We start from the raw sequence: 18,507 nt of genomic DNA, 5'->3' as shown, positions 1-18,507 counted from the left end.
ATTTAATACGGTTAAAAAAATACTAAACTAATTTTTTGTTAGGGGGTTAAAAATGTTTTCCTTGGATGTATTTAAGAAAATTTTAATGATTTTTTGTGCTATTGCTGTTCCAGCTAGTTTATTAGCTATATGGTTTGGAGCAGAGGCTACATTTAACGAAAAAATTATTTTATCGATTGTATTTTGTGTAGTAATGCCGTTATTTACTTTTATATTTTATAAGATTGTTTCGTTTTTTTTTAAGAAATCTCACTCTTTGAAGAAATATTAATTTTGTAATTATCAGGAGAAATGTTTAATTATGGAAGATACATATAAGGTTAAGATTAAAACGGAAGAACATGGTGGGGAATTTCAAATATCATGGAAAAAAGAAAAATAGTTTTTTCAGCTTTTAATTAAATAGTTTTGAATGTATACTTTTCTTGTTAATTTTGAGGATATCAGGAGATTTGTTGTGAAGTCAATGGTTAAGGGGATTTTAATGTAAACTAATAAACAAAAGTTTGCATTCAAATATTAAGTAAAAAACCTATTCCAGTATTGGAATAGGTTTAACTATTATAGATAAAAATTTGTTGTTAATTCGATTGTAGCCCAGAACTTTGGTGAATAATTTTATTATTTTTCCAATGAAGTTTATAATTATCTATAGTTCCAAAGTTGCCATGCGTATAATTTTTGTGATTTTCTCCTGTCCAACCTTTTATAGGATTATAACTTAAGAGATACACATCGTCTTCTCTACCATGTTTTACAGATAAATCCGTTGTAGTTGCATTTTTATCTGCAATTATAATTGCCATTGTACTTGGCTGAAAACCATATCTTACCAGAGCTGGAAGTTGACTGTCTGATGTGAAATTATCTCCCGCATTAATGAATGGATCGGTACGTGAGTTCATAAATAGTTCATTACCATAAAAAACATTTGAATCTCTATTATAAGGTCCATATCCTTTATTATAAAATTGATTAAATTCTACATTCCAATCTACTTTTTTATCTGTGTTATTTGTTACAAACGTTTTATAGTCTGGTTGTTCATATGATACAGTATTAGACCAAGATGCACCGGCTGATGCAGATGATGATGGAAGTTTCACTTTATTTTATACGGTCAAACTTCACTCTACATATACAATATGCTAAAAACCGTAGAAATTCATTATTCCTACGGTTTTATAACGTGCAGTCTCGTTCTATTTCATAATATTTTTCACATGACCAATTCGTATTTCACCTTCAGGATAGTATAAGTAACCTATCCTGCATCTAGGTAAGTATATCTATACCCCAAAACTTACAACTGTAACATCCCTATTAGAATGCAAATCAAAACATTCATACAAACAAGATTGTATTTGACATACCTTATATATTATATAACCATTCTTTTGAATACCGGATCAGTCAATTCTTCCTTAAAATATAATAGGGAATATATTTTCAAACTAAAACAATCTAAGCATTAGATTTCCTCTATATTTTTAATAACCCTATTAAGTTTTTTGTAAAATTCACCTTTTGTTTTTACATGTTTAAACTGATTTGGATTAACGTGAGCTTTTTGAGAGAGTGCTACAATCTCTTCTTTTGTAATTGAATCTTTAGTATTGATAGATGCTATATTTGTATATTTTCCATCTTCTGTTTTTGGAATTTCTAAAATTCCTTTATTTACGAGATCCACTACAGCCCTATGCTCTGAAGAATGTGTGTCTACACCGATAATTTTCCAATTATGCATAACTTTTGGCGTGTATACACCATTCTTTACCTCTTTTAAATATGTAATAGCAAGATTACGAATGGTTCCACCTGTTTCGCCAAATGCATTCTCTTGTTTAGATGACCAAATCTGTTCAAACTTACGTCCCTCTAAAGCCCCTCCTTTTGCTTGAAGAGCCTCCATTCTATATGCATTCATTCCCAGAGTCATAACATCGCTCATTTTGATTGGTTTATTTGTACGAATAGATCGCAAATTTGTAATTCGACTTCCATATGGTTTTGTTAAGTCAATTTCGTATTTCACGCCTCCAAAGAAGTCGTTCGTACTGTATTTAGACGCACGGCGTGTTTTATCAAAGCTAACTGTTACATCTCCGGCACGAGATGTGTTAAAATACCCCGCCGCCCATTCCATATAATCTTTTAAATCTTTTCCAGTTATCTTATATACTGTAATTTCTCCCAAAGCATATTGGTAATTATACGCAATATCTTTCTTCTTAATAGGACCTACATCTAAACGAGCATAATCGTTATCAATTTGATGGGCTACTACATCTGCTTTACTGTAATAGAGCATGACTTCATGAAAGAAATCTGACAAAGGTGTCTCTTGAATTTGCACGCTTGGAATACCATTTATTTCATTTTCAGGAACGAGATTCCTTCCCTTTAATTGAGCGACTACAACATTTGCATCTCCTCTCGCATACTCATGAAAAGGTGTTAATGTTTCTTCAAGTGCAGGATCGGATAATACCGTTGTTCCATCAGCATTTTTTACAGGTAAAGTGGTAGCTGTTTTATCTTTTAAAACCAGCTTCCCATCTTGCTTTGTAAAAGTAAGGTCAATACGTGAGATATGCGTGCCATATTTATCTGGTTCTGTAATAATGACACCATTTACAACTTCCTTTTTAACAAGTTTATGCATATGAGCTGCAAAAATAGCGCTTAATTCTGGACAGGCATTTGCAATATCTTGAACCCCAGTACCAGGGATGCCATTCTCATTTTCTAGTCCCATATGCATAACCCCTACCATTACATCTACTTTACCTTCTAATTCTTTAATTGCCTTTTTTGTCTCTTCTACTGGATTTTTCACCACTAAACCAGCCAAATGATCTGTCCCTTTTTCAAAATCACTAATCATTGGTGTATCCATGCCAATAACTCCAACTTTGATGCCACCTTTTTCAACTATCGTATATGCAGGAAGAAAACGCTCTCCATTCTCCTTGTAAATATTTCCTGCTAAAGTCTTTCCTTTATATTGCTCACTAACTTTTTTCAATGTATCTAATCCAAAATTAAATTCATGATTTCCAAATGCCCAAGCATCATATCCCATTTCGTTCATTGCTACCATCATCGGAGACTGTGGCTTATCATTGAATAATTCTACTGAGTTCCCTTGAATTGTATCTCCAGCATCTAATAATATGGTATTTGGATTTTCTTGACGTACCTTCTTTATAACTGTATAAAGCTGCGTTAAACTTCCACTCATATTAGCACCATCAAGTGCATAATCCCAAGGCATAAACCTACCATGAATATCTGCAGTACCCAATAATGTAATATTAACATCAGATTCCTCTGCTTTAGAGATACCTGGTTTGATTGTTATTGCTGCTCCAAGCAGTATAAAAATAACAAAATAACATACAAGGCTCTTCCATCTCATTTTTGGCATAATAACAATGTTTCTCCCCTTTTTGTACTGTCATATAGTTTTTTGAACTTTAAAAATGTAACTTATTATTTGGAAAACTTCAACTACAAAAGATAATTTTAAATATTTATCCCCCCTATTATTGATCATCTAAATTATAGAAAATTGGAGTGAGATAATGAGTGAAGACAAAGAAACACCTGAAAGAAGAAGAGAAAGACTAAGACAAGAGAAAGAGAGAATAAGAAAAAAGCAACCATTCCTTTTAAGAAAGGTTGCTTTTTTAACTTTTCACCATTTAAGAAGGACAAGCATATATTAGGAGTGAAGAAAAAGCATAGGGGGGATAAACATGTTCTTCTCAAAGTTACGTGGTAAAAATGAAGTTCCACCAGTAGAAACAGATGCTCGAGGAAAAGCTTTCTTTAAATTAAGCCAAGATAAACTAAGCTTAAAGTTTAAATTAGATTTATTTGATATAGAGAATGTAGTAGTTGCTCATCTGCATCTAGGGGCGAAAGGAACAAATGGTCCTGTTGTAGTATTTTTATTTGGTCCTATAACAAATCCAGTTTCGATAGAGTGTGCAACTTTTACAGGAACAATTACTCAAGAAGAATTGATTGGTCCATTGGCTGGTCAAACATTAGACGATCTTGTAAGAGAAATTAATTCTGGAAATATTTATATTAATGTTCATACCGTACAACATCCTAATGGCGAAATTCGTGGCCAATTGCAGCATTGCTAATGACAGCAGTGAAAATATTTTTAGTGTAAGACATAAAGCATCCATTTGGGTGCTTTTTTATTTTGGAGGAGGAGTTAAACAAATTACTTCTTATTCGGATAAGTTTCTTCTATAAATATTTCTCAAGTTTTTGATATGTAAAAAAAAGTAAATTCATTCTATAATAGCAACTGTTAGATAATTCTGATTCCAAGAAAGGTGATGAGTGTATGTTTAAAAAAATTATGGTAACAAGTGCGCTATTATCTGGAGTTTTAGGAGTATCAACAATAGCTCCATCAGAATCTAAGGCTGAAACAAATTCTTCAGTAAATCAACAATACATTTCAGAAGGGACTGAATTCCCAAATGGAATTAACAGCCCCTTTGCCCCAAATTCTTTTGAGCAAAACAACCTTATGCAAGAAAACCTAGCTGCAGCATTTAAATGGCAATATAATGCTAATTACAAATTCTCTACATCAATTCAAGTGAAAAAAACTGTACCTGCATCAGATAACGGATATATTGGAGTAGCTTTTCAAAACAATAAACCTTTTAAATTTAATGTTGTAGTAAAAAGTCTATCATCTGGAAAAACAATAACTCATACTGTACAGGGACAGCCAACCAGTGGTAACCAGCATGTTACAAACTTTTTTGGCCCTATGAAAGCAGGGAATTATGTTGTAACTTTAGTAAATACAGATAAATCATGGCACGAAGGAAACGTTTGGCTTGGATGGTAATAAAAATTAGGAAAAAGAATAGTTAAAAGGCGTATTCCATAAGCAGGATACGCCTTTTTTATTGTATGTAAGAAGATGTTTAGCTTTTTGCTTGATGATATGTTGAGCTGATTGCTCCAACAATAAAACTTAAAACTAGCGCACAAAAAATTAATTTACGATTCATGTCAGGCGCAGGGTCCCAAGAGATTATTGCAGTGAGCGAAAAAAGCAGTGTGTAATATTGAGCGTTATTAATTTTTAATCGAAGTAATAAACTTCTTTCATCAGATTTTCCTATTTTAGAATTTGAGTACGTCATAATACCTACAGCGATAAATCCAACTACCATAATACCTACGGCGAAATAATTAAACAAATGAATCAGTCCTCTCTTTTATATGTAAATACTTCATTAATAGATACCCCAAACTGGTTGGCAATTCTGAAAGCTAACAGTAAGGATGGTGTATATTTATTTTGTTCTAATGCATTAATCGTTTGCCTTGATACATCCACAAGTTCAGCTAGATCTTTTTGTGTCATTTTTCTAAGTACTCTTAGTTCATACACTTTATTTTCGGTTGTATCGTTTAATTTGTTTTTCAAACAAATCACCACCTCTTTTTGATCTATCTTTATAGTAATGTATTTCTTACTAAAAGTAAAGTATTTTTGACATAAAGTATAAAAAATTATACTTTATGTCGTTTTTTTCTTACAAATGTCTATAAAACATATCCATAAGGAAGTGTTTAGAACCTTGTTATAATGAAGAGATATCCATATCTTAGTTATAGTTGAGGGGGATTTATTATCTTTCTATGCAAGTACATGATTAAACATATAAAATATTTTATGGCTAAAGCATGTTTTCTAAAACATGCTTTTTCTTTTGCAATGAAACTCAAAAATGATCGTTGCTCAGGATTGATGAACCCCTTAGAATAATAAAGTGAAACTTCCATCAGTGAGAGTTTTCTTCATCCCCCACCTATCTTCTTCGCTTTCTCTGAATCTTAAGGCGGGGTCCTACTACCCTAAAGTAGCGGGATAAAGTTAGCGTTTTTTCATGTTTAGCGTGTATTTTCATTAAAATGTAGACGTGACTTCTAATTATATTCCCTCTCTAATTTATCAATTTTTTGACCTTTTATCTCATTACGTACTAGTATCAACTAACGCATCATCGTAATCCTGTAGTTCTTCCATAATTTCTTCTAATCGGTTCATATGATTCATAAACTCTTGGTGAGAAATTTCTTGATAATCAAAAATTCCATCTCCATATTCATCACGTTCAAATAGTTTTACTTTTACGCCTAACTTCAACAAATTATCAACTAACCCTTTTAAGTTCTGCATATCGTCAATATCGTTCGCATCCACTTCGGCAAAACAATCTTCGTTTTCAATTTTATTTTTTATGTCTGTAATTCCTAAACCAGTATACTTTCTCAAAGAAACTATATATGTATGAAGCGCATCATTAGGGCTTATTTTAATTGCGATTTTACTCATCTATTATTCTCCTTTCTGCTAAAATTCTTATTCTCATCGTTTTAACACATCACTGATTCCATTGCAAAAAAGAATACCAGCAAACAATGTACAATATTTTCCAAAAATCATTTTATTCCAAATAAAACGTGTTATATTTTATTCATCATTATAGATTTTCACACTTTAAGGAGGGTTTTTATGTATACACCTAAATATTTTGAAGTGCAAGATTCAGAACTTATTTTAGAATTTATCAAAAACTATTCATTTGGAACCTTACTATCTAGTACGAAAGATTTCCCAATTGCAACACACCTTCCACTGGATGTATATAATGAACAGGGACATACTTATTTATCAGGACATTTCGCTTATGCCAATCCTCACTGGAAATTGTTAAAAGAAAATCCTCAAGTATTAGTTACATTTCTAGGGCCGCATGCTTATGTATCTTCTTCCTGGTATGCGCAAGAAAATGTACCCACATGGAATTATGTATCAGTCCATGTATATGGTACAGCTCAGCTTGTAGAAGGCGAAGAGTTAGAGCTTATGTTAGCAAAAGTGCTAAAGAAATATGAGCAAGGTAGAGATAATGGAGTATTATGGGATACTTTAGATCCAACATTTTTAAAACAAGAGATGAAAGGGATTGTAGGCTTCAAAATAAAAGTTGAGAAAGTTGAAGCTTCCTTTAAGTTAAGTCAAAACCGAAATAATGATGACTACAAATCAATTACTAATAATCTTAAGAATGAAAACGATGTCTCTGCAATAGAAGTAGCTAACTGGATGGAAAAAATGAGACCAATTAATGAAAATTAAGTTCAGAACCAAATCACGAGGGTGGCAGAAAGAAAGAAAAAACATACAAAAAGCGAAAATTCCTGTATTGTACGAATTGCCAACACAATAACTAGGGAAAATTTTCGCTTTTCTTATTCATACTACTGATGATTTATCATGATAATAATAGGTTTTTAATGAAACAGCTATATGATCCAAGTATCAAAAAGCTTTTAAAAACTAGAAATCAAGTAAAGATTTCCCCAAAATATTCTCCTGCTTCTTTTTTAGTTCCATCTTTATGATATTAGTAGCTAGCCAATAGCAGTATCTGCCGCAACGTCTTCTACCTTATCTATAAATGTAACATTTCAGCCTTTATAACTTGAATATACTCCTGCAACTTACAAAACGCTTCTGTGAGCTTGCTTGTTTCTTCTGTATGAAGGAAGCGTGCTTTGTTTCGCTCTTCCTCTATGATAAGCAGCTGCGCGGCAGCATAAGAGAGACCATACCGTTCGCATTCTCGTTTCATATCATGAAAAAAAGAAAGAGGTACAGTACCTGCTCCCGAGATGAGCATCTCATCTAGAAATTGTTCCACTTCATCGATTATACGCACTAACTCTATCATAGAACGTTTCTCCTTCATTGAGTGTAATATTTACAATCTCTCCTGCTTCTGTATATAAGATGACAGGTGTGACAACGAGCTTTGTACTCTCCTGATAGGAATGGACAAGCATTCGCTTTACGTTCAACGAGCCCATATACATTTTTACCAGTCTAATCATTCGTTCGTTTTCTGGTCGTTTCAGCATTTGCATTTGCAATATTTTACCGGTCTTATCGATAAGAGGAATGATCCATTTTTGTTCCTTTTCCTGAAGCAGCCATTCTCCTATTTCCGCAGCTTCTATACAAAATATTCCTTGCTTATTTGTCTCTATCTGCTTTACTTTTTCTAGCAATTCCTCCCATGAGGTCAGAAAAAGAGATTGCCACTCTGCTACATTTGTTTTTCCATCTGTTTCTCCTGCTGTTTGTGAGCTAGATGACAATTGAAAATCGGCGTTAAGTTTTGCCTGCTTCAGTCGAAAAAATGAACGAGACAGTTCATATCCTTTCCCTGTAATTCCCCATGGTGCTTGCTTTTCATGAAGTATTTCAGGAGTTGTACTCATTCCTTCATAAAACATCGGACGCGACTGCGTGTATGTCATCCACTTTTCCTGCTCTTGATTATAGAAATAATACGTTACACCAACATAACCGGACTTCGTTTGCCAGCCGGATGCACCGAAGGCGTACAAAGTAAGCGGTGGTACTTCATAATATTCCGAGCGATACGGACTCTCTTGCAAGCGGTGCCTCTCTAACAACATAATGTGTTCATAAATCGCGGATAGCGTTTGCCGATAAGATGCCATTTGAAAAGACGCATGTTTCATCCGATATAGCCCGATATCTGTCGCGAGCTTACGAAATAAGTTCTCTAACTTTACTAGTTTCAAAGAACGAGCTTTTACAGAAAGTTGTTCTATTTCATTGATTGTGTTTTCAGTAAGCCGCGTTAATCCAAAATGAACAACTTGCTCGATCATTTCTTTAAAAGGGGATAACTTTTCCGGAGCAATAATAAGGGGATTCATCTGTTTCGTTTCATGTAAGATCCCTTTCTCCTTTTGATACCAATATACGGCTTCCGCCTTATGACGGCATATCCCATCTGCTTTACACGTACAAATTGCATCATTTACCGATTCAGCTGTTAGAAAGCGAACAGTTATATTCTCTTCTGGAAAGGACGCAATTAAAGCTGCCTCTTCTTCCAAACTGAACTTCGGCTGAAATGTTTCGCGAAACATCATCTCAGCCCATACCTTTTCAGAAACAATGCTGCGTACGTCCATATTCAAAAGAGTGGAAAAATCAACCTTCGTTTCCTCTTCTCCTTCATACATCTTCTTAGCTTCGAGCAGCGCCATAATTACATGCTTGCAAATGGAGCGGGCGTCACAAGTACATGAGTAACTACGGATATCACCTGTAAACGTTACAGTAATTTCGTCATCAAACTGTATTTGCGCTGCATTCTCTTCTACGTCCATTTTGACATTTGCTACAGCAGCCAAATCTTTGATCGCCCTCTTATATGTTCCTTTGTTGGACATTGCGATCAAGTATGTTTCATCAATAGAGGAAAGAACATTTAAGAAATGATTGCTGCGATCCACTGTGCCAACCTCCCTGGTGTTAGCGCCGCTACATGAGCACCAAGCGCTGCCATTTTTTTCGCTGCCTGTTTATCATAAAAAGGCTGTGCAGTCGGATCAAGAGAAGTAAGTACAATAAGCTTTGCTCCTGATTCCACAATCTTTACCGCTTCTCGGTACATTTCAGCGTAACTGCCGCCTTCATATAAATCCGTTACAAGCACAACAATTGTTTTGTGCGGCATCTCTATTTTATTCATTGCATAGCGCAGTGCCTGGGCAATATATGTTCCGCCCCCAAGCTGTACATTCATAAGCGTTTCGACTGGATCATCAATCCGATCTGTTAAATCAACAACGGATGTATCAAAGATGAACAAATCTGTCTTAATCGTCGGTAAACTTGCAAAAATGCCAGCCATAACTGCACTATGAATAACAGAATCAATCATGCTTCCGCTCTCGTCTACTGCAAGAATCACACGCCATGGGTTAACGTGCTTCGTTGCCGCATAGAAATATGGTTTTTCAATATGGATGGTGTTCGTTTCCTTGTCAAAATGCTTCATGTTCTTTCGAATCGTTTTCTTAAAATCAAAGTTGCGCATCGTGCGTACACGGCTAGCACGGTTTCGATCCGGTCTACCGCTTAAAGCGAGCTTCACTTCCTGCTCTAAATTAAGGCGCAACTCCTCAGCTACTTTGGCCACAATACGCTTTGCGGTGTCCAATACATCCGGATTTACATGATCCTTAAATTGTAAGATGCATTTTAACAGATTCATATTCGGTTCCATTTTTTCAAGCGTTTGCTTATCCTGCAGCAAAGCCGTTAATTCATACTTTTCGAGCGCATGCTTTTCCATAATTTCAATGGTTTCTTTCGGAAACAACTCGCGTACTTTCGAAACCCAAGTGGGTACTGTTAGCTGCGAAGGATCCAGCGACCCGCCGCGATCTTCCCCGCGCTCCCGTTCATACAAAAACTCCAGCGCCTCGTCCATTTCCCTGTATACAGGGCTTTCTTCCTGAAATGTTATTTGATCATCCGCATATTTCCCAAGAACAAGACGCCATCGATTCAAAGAGATCTTATTCTCCATCTTCTAGCCCCCGTCTCATCAAAATCTCCCGTGCCTTCTGGTCTAACTGCATTGCATACGTCAGCACAGCTTCCGAAATCACTTCTTCTTTCACCGCTTCTTCCGTTGTGTCATATAACCGAGCAATCTGTCTGGCGATCGTATCGACTTCAAGCGGAGTGAATTGACTGAACAAGAGGCGCAAATGCGGCAGTACTTGCAAAAATGTCTCCTCATCAAGTTCTTGCAGAACATGAGACATCCCGCCAAGCAGCGACTCGTTATATAAGAAAATATCTTTTGCACCAGCAAACAAACCATTCAAAAATAGAGGGGCTTGCTTTTGCATATCGCCGCTCCCATAAAAGTATCCTTCTGCCACTTGAATGACATCATCAACCGTCCTCTTCGCTAAGGAAGTTAACAGCCCAAATACTGCTCCTTCGACCTGACTTTCCCGTTTTTCTTTTTGCAAATAAAGCTCTAACGCTTCAATAAACTGCTGATCTGCAGGCTGCAATGTATACAAATCGATAAGCTTTTCCGCAATGATTCCTGGCTCGCCGCTATCTAAAACAGAAAATAACGAAAGCGCTTTGCTTCGGGCGCTTTCTGCCTGTTGATTCGTTTTCTCTATTTGCGATAAATAGTAAGCGCAATCTGCCATAGACACGAAGTCTCCATCCTCTTGTATCGCCTCATCCATTAACGGAATGTACATGGCAAAATCAGAAAATAACCCGCTTAAGTAGGCTTCCATCAATAAAAGAGCCACTTCTCCCACACGCCCTTTTGCCTTATACAGCTTTGCTCGCAGTACTTCCTGAGCGGCTTCCATCACCGTTCCACCATACACAGATAAGTCAATGAGAGCACTTTCCACCTGCGCTGAAAAACGATATTTCCAAGTTTCTCGCATAAGATTGATGTTCTGCTTTCTGGCAAGGTTTGGACCTCGCAGCTTCTCGCAAAACGGAACCTCTAAAAAAGCGAGGCAATGAAAGAATTGACTTAAACGCTGGTGCCGTTCTTTTTTATATATGTCAAGAATCGTTTCATGCGGTACAGTGGAGCGGGCTGGAAGACGAAACGAACGAACAGAGGCACGAAAATCATGCACGAGCGGCGGCACATCCGCTTCTTTTGACAATTTCCCTCGCTTCGTCCCTTGCAGACTCTTCTGAAGCAGCATCAAAGGTTTATCTGCCGAGGATATCTCTCCCTTAACAAATGCGCTATGCACCGCGTCCATCAGCTCATACAATCCAGGCTGCATCTTGCCTCGAAGCAGCGCAAGTTCACGGATCATTCGCGCAGCCTCAATCTCATCTGCTATTGATATCCCTTCTGTTTTTAACTGCCTAGCAACCCGTATCATAAATTGCTCGGCTGCCGCTTTATCCCTGTTCTCCCATATGTGTTGGTAAAAAGCAGGTGCAGGCATACCGCTCTCATACCCGCGCGTCTGATCGCTTTCCAAAAAGGAGTACGGCATAAGATACGTTTTTGCATATGTAGCAGACAACGGACTTTTAGACAGTTTTTTCTTTTCGCCTTCCAATTCAAGAAGTCCCTTCACATGAAAACCTCCGGTAATTACGAGCACCTTATCATATGCTTTACGCGCTTTTTCAATTTCCTTTGCCATATGTATTTCTCTCGCCATGCAGCCGTCTTCTATCAACATCTCTTGCGTATAGTCTGCGCGCGTGTAATAACAATAATCGAAGAGCTGCTGGATAAACTCCTCGCTTGTCATATGAAAACCTTGCAATTCAAAGTATTTCTCCCAAAATTCATGAAAGCTTCGGCAACCCGTTCTTTCTGAGAGCATACGGACATATTGACTGTGCCGGAAGTATTGTTCATCATACTTTCCGCGCTCTTCCTCATTTTTCGTTACATACAAATATTCCTTATAGGGAAGATCAATAAATGAAACGGGAATGTTGCGTGCAGATCCTTCCCGAAGTGCGACAAGTTCCGGTGAATAGTCGAGAAAGGGATAGTACGCACGGTACTTTCCACTCTCTCCTTTTTCAAGCACATCCGCTTTATCATCATAACTGCAATATATACAAATCGGAGCCTCACTCTCGGCGCTCACGATATGCGGAATAAGCGGATTACAATCAATCGGCCCCTCTATAAGAATTGCATCCGGTTTATATAATTCAACTATTTTTTGTACGTGAAAAGAGCATGCAGGACTATGATGGCGAATCGGCACGTATACGACGTTGTTGTTTACATTGTAAGCTCTTTGAAACAATGTGTTTACTTCAGCTGATTGCGAGCTTCGAAAAACGACTTCCATGCCTCTCCTCCTACTTGACTTCGTGCTCTGACGATGCTTGTAAAGTAACTGCGCAGCTTTTCTAAATCTTCCTTGTTTTCTTTTGCAATCGTTCCGGATAAGTATCGAACAAGTGCATCCATCTTCACTTGTCCGCTTCCATAATAATACGCATCCATTGCACTTTGATAATATACCGATACTGCTTCTGCAGTACTCATAACAGAAGAAGGCTGATCAATTCGTTTTCCTTCAGCAGTCACGCCTTCCCGCAGCTCATGAAAAACAGTCGCCAATAGCTGAACAACCGTCCGGTCCACTTCTGGTATGATGCCAGAAGCCCCTAACAAGCGCGTTACTTGCGACTCTATAATTTTTGCTTCAAGCTTTACATCTTTAATTGGATGCACTGTTTCAAAATTAAAACGACGCTTCAATGCACTACTCATTTCATTCACGCCGCGATCGCGCGTATTCGCAGTCGCAATAATATTGAATCCAGGCTTTGCCGCAAGAATTCCTTGCTCTCCAAACTCCGGAATGTTCAGCACCTTATCGCTCAAAACGCTGATCAACGAATCCTGCACTTCCTGGGGGCAGCGCGTCAACTCTTCAAATCTAGTTAATATCCCTTGTTCCATACCAACGAAAAGGGGACCTGGCACAAGGGCCTCTCTTACAGGCCCTTTCGCAAGAAGAAGTGCATAGTTCCATGAGTACTTAATCGTATCTTCCATCGTAGCAGCTGTTCCTTGCACAGTGTTACGACTATTTCTGCATATCGCAGCAGAAAGCAGCTCACTTAACATCGTCTTTGCTGTTCCCGGCTCTCCGATTAGCATAAGTCCGCGATTCCCTGCTAATGTGACAATAGCTCGTTCCACAAGCGCATCATTACCGTAAAACTTACGACTAATTTCTACTTCCTGCCCCTGCCAAAGAAGCGGTTCTTCTTGTCCGATAATAAACGTACGAACCGCGCGTGGTGACAACCGCCAGTTAGCTGGTTTTGGAAACGAATCATTCGCTTCTAAAGCATTCAATTCTACTTCATATAATTCTTCCATTAACGGTTTAATAGACTGCATATGTCATTTCCTTTCTTATCGCTTACTGCGCCAGTTTTCATCACGGCCGAGATTCGATTCTGTCGTCCGTTTTATATCATATAAAATTTCGCTGAAAAAACGTTCCGGTACTTGTTTTGGCACGATGCGTCTCGCATCATCAACTTCGTCATAAGAGTATGAACCGCGGTCCACTGTCCCTGCTTTATAAAATTGGATTTCAAATAAACAGACATCGTCCTCTTCTTCATATCCAACCGGTGCACCTTCAAATGCAAGCTCCGCTCCTAATCCTGTGCGAGTATCTTCCTTATAGAAAGTATGGTACACACCAGCATCTTCAACCGGTCCGCGATTCCAGCCGTACTTCGTCAACTTACCAAACAGCGAACGACCATTCATTTGAATGCCAGCAAACCTTTCCACAGTTACTTCCTCATCTTCCTTCGCCCGAAATACTTCGCGGGCAATTTGCGGGAATGGCTGGACAACCTCATAATCTTCTAATTGTTCCTTCCATAATTCCCGTTCCTCTTCAGACAATTCTAGCGGATGGATTAAGCCGATAACGGTGTCTGGCGTAAATTCATGCTCATCTTCTTCAATCGTATTAAACGTACCGTCCTCCATATAACGGAACATCGCAAGCACTTTTCCTTCCTTATACTCGCCCCAAATAAGCGAGATGGCAAATTGCTGCATAATTGGGTTCTCCACAAACAGAGACTTCCATGTATCTTGTGACCAATAGCGATTGAGAGAAAGCGCCATTTCCAGACGCTGCGTTTGCATCGTAATGATGCTTCGCAGCTGTTTTTTTATAGACGATAACTCCGCCTTAGCCTCTTCCGCTTTTTCCGCATGATCTTTTGCATTTGGTTTCGGAAGCGACTTAATCCGTTTTCCTTCTTCTGTTTTTAAATCGATTTTCAAGTTTGGCGTTAAATAGGCAGTAAACGTCCTGCTTCCGTAATCAATTATCTTTTCACCGCGTTTATTAAAGCCAAGGTCCGGAACAAGCTGATCTTCTAGTTCTTCTTCTGTTATACCACGCGTTTTAGCAGCGAGACTCAACGCTTCTTTCGCAGCATTACGCACCTGCTTATGTTTATATTTGAATGCCATAGTATTAATTGTCATAAGTGCAAGATGTGATGAAGACAACGCCAACGCCTGAACAGCTGCAGCAGCGATAGCTCCGCGCATGCCAAGTGCCCACTCATCAATCTGCTTTTTGAGAAGCAGCACCATTTCATCATCACTATGAATGCCATACATCGAAAGAATACCGCGCTTCTTCGCTTCCGCGCCTTGAGAAATCCATAGCTGATAAATCGCTTGTATATGTTCTTTCAAATCTTGTTCATTCAGAGCAGCACCTATTGCTTCCGCTGCTTCCTTTTTCTCAATTACAGACTCCGATACATACTGCTGAAAATAAGCAAGAGGAAGCGTTGCATCTGCAATTGCATCGGAATCACGAAGACGAATTTGCGGTTCAAATCCGAGCCACTGCACGAGTGCGTTTCTTTTTTGCGGCGTTAAAATACGTGTACAAAGAGCTTCAATACTTCCTGATGCCCCTTCTAGGACTTCATCACCAAGCAGCGGAGCAAACTTCTCCATCAAAGAAGCATTTTTCTTTTCTTGCAAAGCTTCCTGCACAAGCTGTGTATATTTTTCAGATTTATAGTATAAAAGTGTCTGCATTGCATTTTCGCGCACGACTTTCTTTCTACTATTCAATTCCTTCGCTACATCCTCTGCTGCTGCTTCATCTTTCGTAAGAAGCTCGACTGCAGCGGTACGTACTTTTTTAGAGGAATCTCCGAGACTTTGAGTGAGAAGCGCGCGCGTTTTAGCCGCATCATTCTTTGCTAACTCATCCAAAATGAAAACTCGTTCATCCACAGAATACGCAGCAAATGTTTCTGTCACATATGCCCGTTCTTTTATAAACAAATTAACGAGCGCCTCTTTTGCCCTATTTTCCTTCCCACTGTGCCAGGCAGCTTGTTTAACTGAATGAGAAACGAGCGTCTCCCTTGATAAACCATAGGAAAGAAGATCTTCTAACATTTGTTCCAGCGAACTTTCCATATGAGAACACCGGTGCAGAAGTTCATATAAACTACAATTATAATCATTCACGAATTGAAGTTCGAGCGCTGCTTCTCTCTTTGCCGCTTCCTCTATATCCCAAAGGAGTGCAATTTCTAAGACAGGCATTCTCCAGTAATTATTTTGATGTTTCGAACTTTCGAATACTTGCTTCATATCTTCAAATGACAATTTTCCAACTAAATAGTCACGATATGTATCACGTATGTCAGATGATATCGACTGAAGGACAATCGTTAAAAATTCTTCACGTACTCTGTTTCGATTTAATTCGCATCCATTTTCCGCCAAAAGCATCGCCACGAAAAGATAATGACTTTGACTTACATATTGCAGCGTACGCTGAACAAATTCCGGCTGCTCTTCCACCATACGAAACAACAATTGATATTCATATACCTGATCGAAGTTAGTACCACCTAAATGATGATGTGTAAGACGATATGCGAAAAATCTTTCCTCTGAAATACCGAATTGTTCGCACAAATTTCGAATTGTTTCATACGCTTGTTTATCCAAACGTTTTGTTCTTATATGATTTCCAAACTGATCAAGAATACGACACACATGACCCTTTGCATAATTCATAAAATTTTCAACAGAACATTTCGCTAACAAGTCCATATATCGTCTTGCCACATTCGAATGCTGATAAACACGAAATAATAGCTGCCAAGTCACATCAGGTAAAGATGAACCAATAGAAACTTCGCTGACAGATTCACCTTGAACGTATCTTTTCGCCAATTCTATCTTCTCTTGTGCCCCGTTCAGCCTCAGTATATACTCAGCATGCTCTTGCAGTTCTTTCTCCAATAAAGAACTGTAAGTAAGAAATCTCTCATAATCTGCATCTAGCAGAAGCAGAAGCAAAACTAGCTTTGGCCGACCTGTCAGTACTTGCAGCTGTCCTTCTATGTACTCTGGATTCTCCCGTATTAACTGTCTAATAAAAACATCTGCTTCATTTACATAACGCGAAAGATTAGTTAAGTACTTACAAGCAGATGCTACAAGCAGATCAAGCGAAAGGCCACTTTTTTCAAAATAAACCTTCATCTCCGGAAAACTTACACGTGTAAAACGTACTAGAAGAACATTCAACAATTGCTCCTCAAGCAAATGATAAAATAACCGAAAAAACACTGGATCTTTCTTATACGTTTTCTCAAAATCGTTCATAAACTGCCAAGAAAAACTATCTCGTTTATTTTCGCGAATGGTCGTTCGTTCTATATCTTTTAAAACTTCCTCATCTCTCGTCTGCAAGTAACGTATTGCTAAATCCTCTTGTTCTCCTGTCATATTAAGGTGCTGAAACAACTGATATGTACTGACTGCCATCTTCTCTGCCTCCCTAGTTCTTTTATAAGTTCATCACTGTAACTTGTAGTTAGTTACATCATATAAAAATGATAACGCTTATTTTTTCATATATCTGAAATCTCTAATTCTAAAACACTTAATTGCAATAAACTGTTTTGCATAATATACGGAATATATTTACATTACTAGTATAGCATATTAACCTCAATACGAACATATGTTTCTACGGAATATATGATATATATAAATCCAACTTGACTTTCCAACACACAAGTCGCCGCCATGCTGAATAAAAAATAACCTATTACTTTCTTTCTCTCTTTGTTTGAACTTCGCACGTGGCAGAAAAAGGAACCATCCTCTTCTACGCATGGCCAGACGCTCTCGATTATCTAAAAAGAAAAGGGGTTTATGTCAGGTTTTTAATTTGGACTTATATATCACATCATCAGATTTTTATACTTGCAATTTACAACTATATATCCATTTCATTTAGAAGTTTGGCAAGGGGTATGATTCCATTAAAAATATGCTTCTTATTACCTATAGAAAGTTATTTTCATTTTTCAGCATATAGATTGCTGCCACGAAGATAAAAATGGACCTACACCTTGCTGCCTTTCTTTATTTTAAAATTTTGCGCGTGGCAGGAAAAGGCCCTGACCGCTACCATACATAGCCAGTCTCTCTCGACCATTTAAAAAAATGCTTTTCTGTCAGTTTTTCATAGAGTGACTAAGTAGTTACAATTCTTCTATTTGACATTAACTTATTCTCTAGCTAACAGTTAAAATATTCCTTTAAAAACACATAAAATGTTAACCAAGTTTCCTTTAACTCCCCACTTAAAAGCAGTTCATCTCCACCTTCAAAATGAACCGAATAAACTCGATCAGTTACACTATCAAGCACTAGTACGGCATTTGCTGACATTTCACTTAAAACCAGATACTTTTTAGGAAATCCATGCTCATTTCGAGCAATCATTGTATTTGATTGAATATTGTTCTCCTCATCTACAATATCTAACAACTCGTAAGGAACGTGCTCTTCCCAAAAAGGTCCAGCATACCGATAATAAAATTCACTAAATGTATCAGATACTTCTACACCCAAGCTAATTAAGGCCTCTTTCACTTTTTTCTTATCTTCACGTTTATAAATGTCTTCTCCAAGAAATTGGTCTAATTTATCAGGCAACACATTCACTTTCATTCCCTCCTAAAGCTTCCTCTCCTTT

Annotated in this window: 17 protein-coding genes; 5 read left to right on the top strand and 12 right to left on the bottom strand. The window is 37.7% G+C overall.

Annotated features, from left to right (window positions below):
• The first annotated feature begins 52 nt into the window (after positions 1 to 52).
• Positions 53 to 271 (top strand): hypothetical protein, encoded by a 219-nt coding sequence (locus ACIGHG_RS13020; RefSeq protein WP_336474280.1) that lies wholly within the window; start codon positions 53 to 55, stop codon positions 269 to 271.
• A 310-nt stretch (positions 272 to 581) separates the two neighbouring features.
• Here ACIGHG_RS13020 and ACIGHG_RS13015 read toward each other — a convergent pair whose 3' ends face one another.
• The gene (locus tag ACIGHG_RS13015; protein ID WP_396548812.1) at positions 582 to 1,106 is read right to left on the bottom strand and encodes a leukocidin family pore-forming toxin; all 525 of its coding nucleotides are present in this window, start codon (positions 1,104 to 1,106) and stop codon (positions 582 to 584) included.
• Between the two features lie 365 nt (positions 1,107 to 1,471).
• Complete coding sequence (locus ACIGHG_RS13010) at positions 1,472 to 3,433, bottom strand: bifunctional metallophosphatase/5'-nucleotidase (RefSeq protein ID WP_396548810.1); 1,962 nt, start codon at positions 3,431 to 3,433, stop codon at positions 1,472 to 1,474.
• Between the two features lie 157 nt (positions 3,434 to 3,590).
• On the opposite strand from ACIGHG_RS13010, the gene ACIGHG_RS13005 reads away from it, so the two are divergent.
• The 3 genes from ACIGHG_RS13005 to ACIGHG_RS12995 all read left to right on the top strand — a co-directional run bounded on the left by ACIGHG_RS13005 (position 3,591) and on the right by ACIGHG_RS12995 (position 4,891).
• The gene (locus tag ACIGHG_RS13005) at positions 3,591 to 3,734 is read left to right on the top strand and encodes a hypothetical protein (protein ID WP_336474284.1); all 144 of its coding nucleotides are present in this window, start codon (positions 3,591 to 3,593) and stop codon (positions 3,732 to 3,734) included.
• Positions 3,735 to 3,764: 30 nt separating this feature from the next.
• On the top strand, positions 3,765 to 4,163 hold the full coding sequence (locus ACIGHG_RS13000; RefSeq protein WP_336474285.1) for a CHRD domain-containing protein: 399 nt from the start codon (positions 3,765 to 3,767) through the stop codon (positions 4,161 to 4,163).
• 209 nt (positions 4,164 to 4,372) lie between these two features.
• Positions 4,373 to 4,891: a hypothetical protein gene (locus ACIGHG_RS12995; RefSeq protein WP_336474286.1), complete on the top strand. Its 519-nt coding sequence runs from the start codon at positions 4,373 to 4,375 to the stop codon at positions 4,889 to 4,891.
• A gap of 79 nt (positions 4,892 to 4,970) precedes the next feature.
• Here ACIGHG_RS12995 and ACIGHG_RS12990 read toward each other — a convergent pair whose 3' ends face one another.
• From ACIGHG_RS12990 to ACIGHG_RS12980, 3 genes are all read right to left on the bottom strand, one after another.
• On the bottom strand, positions 4,971 to 5,222 hold the full coding sequence (locus ACIGHG_RS12990; protein ID WP_139207762.1) for a hypothetical protein: 252 nt from the start codon (positions 5,220 to 5,222) through the stop codon (positions 4,971 to 4,973).
• Between the two features lie 32 nt (positions 5,223 to 5,254).
• Positions 5,255 to 5,479 (bottom strand): helix-turn-helix transcriptional regulator, encoded by a 225-nt coding sequence (locus tag ACIGHG_RS12985; protein ID WP_090919484.1) that lies wholly within the window; start codon positions 5,477 to 5,479, stop codon positions 5,255 to 5,257.
• 552 nt (positions 5,480 to 6,031) lie between these two features.
• A complete protein-coding gene (locus tag ACIGHG_RS12980; protein WP_336474287.1) occupies positions 6,032 to 6,391 on the bottom strand; it encodes a hypothetical protein in 360 nt (119 codons plus the stop codon).
• A 180-nt stretch (positions 6,392 to 6,571) separates the two neighbouring features.
• Between ACIGHG_RS12980 and ACIGHG_RS12975 the strand changes: the two genes are divergently transcribed.
• Positions 6,572 to 7,198 (top strand): FMN-binding negative transcriptional regulator, encoded by a 627-nt coding sequence (locus ACIGHG_RS12975; protein ID WP_396548806.1) that lies wholly within the window; start codon positions 6,572 to 6,574, stop codon positions 7,196 to 7,198.
• Positions 7,199 to 7,514: 316 nt separating this feature from the next.
• Here ACIGHG_RS12975 and ACIGHG_RS12970 read toward each other — a convergent pair whose 3' ends face one another.
• From ACIGHG_RS12970 to ACIGHG_RS12940, 7 genes are all read right to left on the bottom strand, one after another.
• A complete protein-coding gene (locus ACIGHG_RS12970) occupies positions 7,515 to 7,793 on the bottom strand; it encodes a hypothetical protein (RefSeq protein WP_336474289.1) in 279 nt (92 codons plus the stop codon).
• Positions 7,765 to 9,396: an SWIM zinc finger family protein gene (locus tag ACIGHG_RS12965; protein WP_396548803.1), complete on the bottom strand. Its 1,632-nt coding sequence runs from the start codon at positions 9,394 to 9,396 to the stop codon at positions 7,765 to 7,767. The genes ACIGHG_RS12970 and ACIGHG_RS12965 overlap by 29 nt, the downstream gene beginning before the upstream one ends.
• Positions 9,372 to 10,478 (bottom strand): VWA domain-containing protein, encoded by a 1,107-nt coding sequence (locus ACIGHG_RS12960; protein WP_396548801.1) that lies wholly within the window; start codon positions 10,476 to 10,478, stop codon positions 9,372 to 9,374. Before ACIGHG_RS12960 ends, ACIGHG_RS12965 begins: the two co-directional genes overlap by 25 nt.
• A complete protein-coding gene (locus ACIGHG_RS12955; RefSeq protein ID WP_396548799.1) occupies positions 10,468 to 12,774 on the bottom strand; it encodes a DUF5682 family protein in 2,307 nt (768 codons plus the stop codon). The genes ACIGHG_RS12960 and ACIGHG_RS12955 overlap by 11 nt, the downstream gene beginning before the upstream one ends.
• Complete coding sequence (locus ACIGHG_RS12950; RefSeq protein WP_396548798.1) at positions 12,735 to 13,841, bottom strand: ATP-binding protein; 1,107 nt, start codon at positions 13,839 to 13,841, stop codon at positions 12,735 to 12,737. The genes ACIGHG_RS12955 and ACIGHG_RS12950 overlap by 40 nt, the downstream gene beginning before the upstream one ends.
• Before the next feature lie 15 nt (positions 13,842 to 13,856).
• A complete protein-coding gene (locus ACIGHG_RS12945; protein ID WP_396548796.1) occupies positions 13,857 to 17,285 on the bottom strand; it encodes a DUF4132 domain-containing protein in 3,429 nt (1,142 codons plus the stop codon).
• 762 nt (positions 17,286 to 18,047) lie between these two features.
• A complete protein-coding gene (locus ACIGHG_RS12940; protein WP_396548794.1) occupies positions 18,048 to 18,482 on the bottom strand; it encodes an SMI1/KNR4 family protein in 435 nt (144 codons plus the stop codon).
• Positions 18,483 to 18,507: the final 25 nt, after the last annotated feature.

This window comes from Bacillus sp. NPDC077411, from assembly GCF_044543425.1.
Taxonomy (GTDB): Bacteria; Bacillota; Bacilli; order Bacillales; family Bacillaceae_G; genus Bacillus_A; species Bacillus_A bruguierae.
The sequence above is the reverse complement of the archived record's forward strand: the minus strand, read 5'-3'. Positions and strand labels throughout refer to the sequence as shown.

Coding starts and splice junctions, on each gene's coding strand:
- ACIGHG_RS12955 (WP_396548799.1), bottom strand. CDS start 12,774: ATGGAAGTCGTTTTTCGAAGCTCGCAATCAGCTGAAGTAAACACATTG.
- ACIGHG_RS12995 (WP_336474286.1), top strand. CDS start 4,373: ATGTTTAAAAAAATTATGGTAACAAGTGCGCTATTATCTGGAGTTTTA.
- ACIGHG_RS12945 (WP_396548796.1), bottom strand. CDS start 17,285: ATGGCAGTCAGTACATATCAGTTGTTTCAGCACCTTAATATGACAGGA.
- ACIGHG_RS12975 (WP_396548806.1), top strand. CDS start 6,572: ATGTATACACCTAAATATTTTGAAGTGCAAGATTCAGAACTTATTTTA.
- ACIGHG_RS12940 (WP_396548794.1), bottom strand. CDS start 18,482: ATGAAAGTGAATGTGTTGCCTGATAAATTAGACCAATTTCTTGGAGAA.
- ACIGHG_RS12970 (WP_336474289.1), bottom strand. CDS start 7,793: ATGATAGAGTTAGTGCGTATAATCGATGAAGTGGAACAATTTCTAGAT.
- ACIGHG_RS13005 (WP_336474284.1), top strand. CDS start 3,591: ATGAGTGAAGACAAAGAAACACCTGAAAGAAGAAGAGAAAGACTAAGA.
- ACIGHG_RS12950 (WP_396548798.1), bottom strand. CDS start 13,841: ATGCAGTCTATTAAACCGTTAATGGAAGAATTATATGAAGTAGAATTG.
- ACIGHG_RS12980 (WP_336474287.1), bottom strand. CDS start 6,391: ATGAGTAAAATCGCAATTAAAATAAGCCCTAATGATGCGCTTCATACA.
- ACIGHG_RS12990 (WP_139207762.1), bottom strand. CDS start 5,222: ATGGTAGTTGGATTTATCGCTGTAGGTATTATGACGTACTCAAATTCT.
- ACIGHG_RS12960 (WP_396548801.1), bottom strand. CDS start 10,478: ATGGAGAATAAGATCTCTTTGAATCGATGGCGTCTTGTTCTTGGGAAA.
- ACIGHG_RS13000 (WP_336474285.1), top strand. CDS start 3,765: ATGTTCTTCTCAAAGTTACGTGGTAAAAATGAAGTTCCACCAGTAGAA.
- ACIGHG_RS13010 (WP_396548810.1), bottom strand. CDS start 3,433: ATGCCAAAAATGAGATGGAAGAGCCTTGTATGTTATTTTGTTATTTTT.
- ACIGHG_RS13020 (WP_336474280.1), top strand. CDS start 53: ATGTTTTCCTTGGATGTATTTAAGAAAATTTTAATGATTTTTTGTGCT.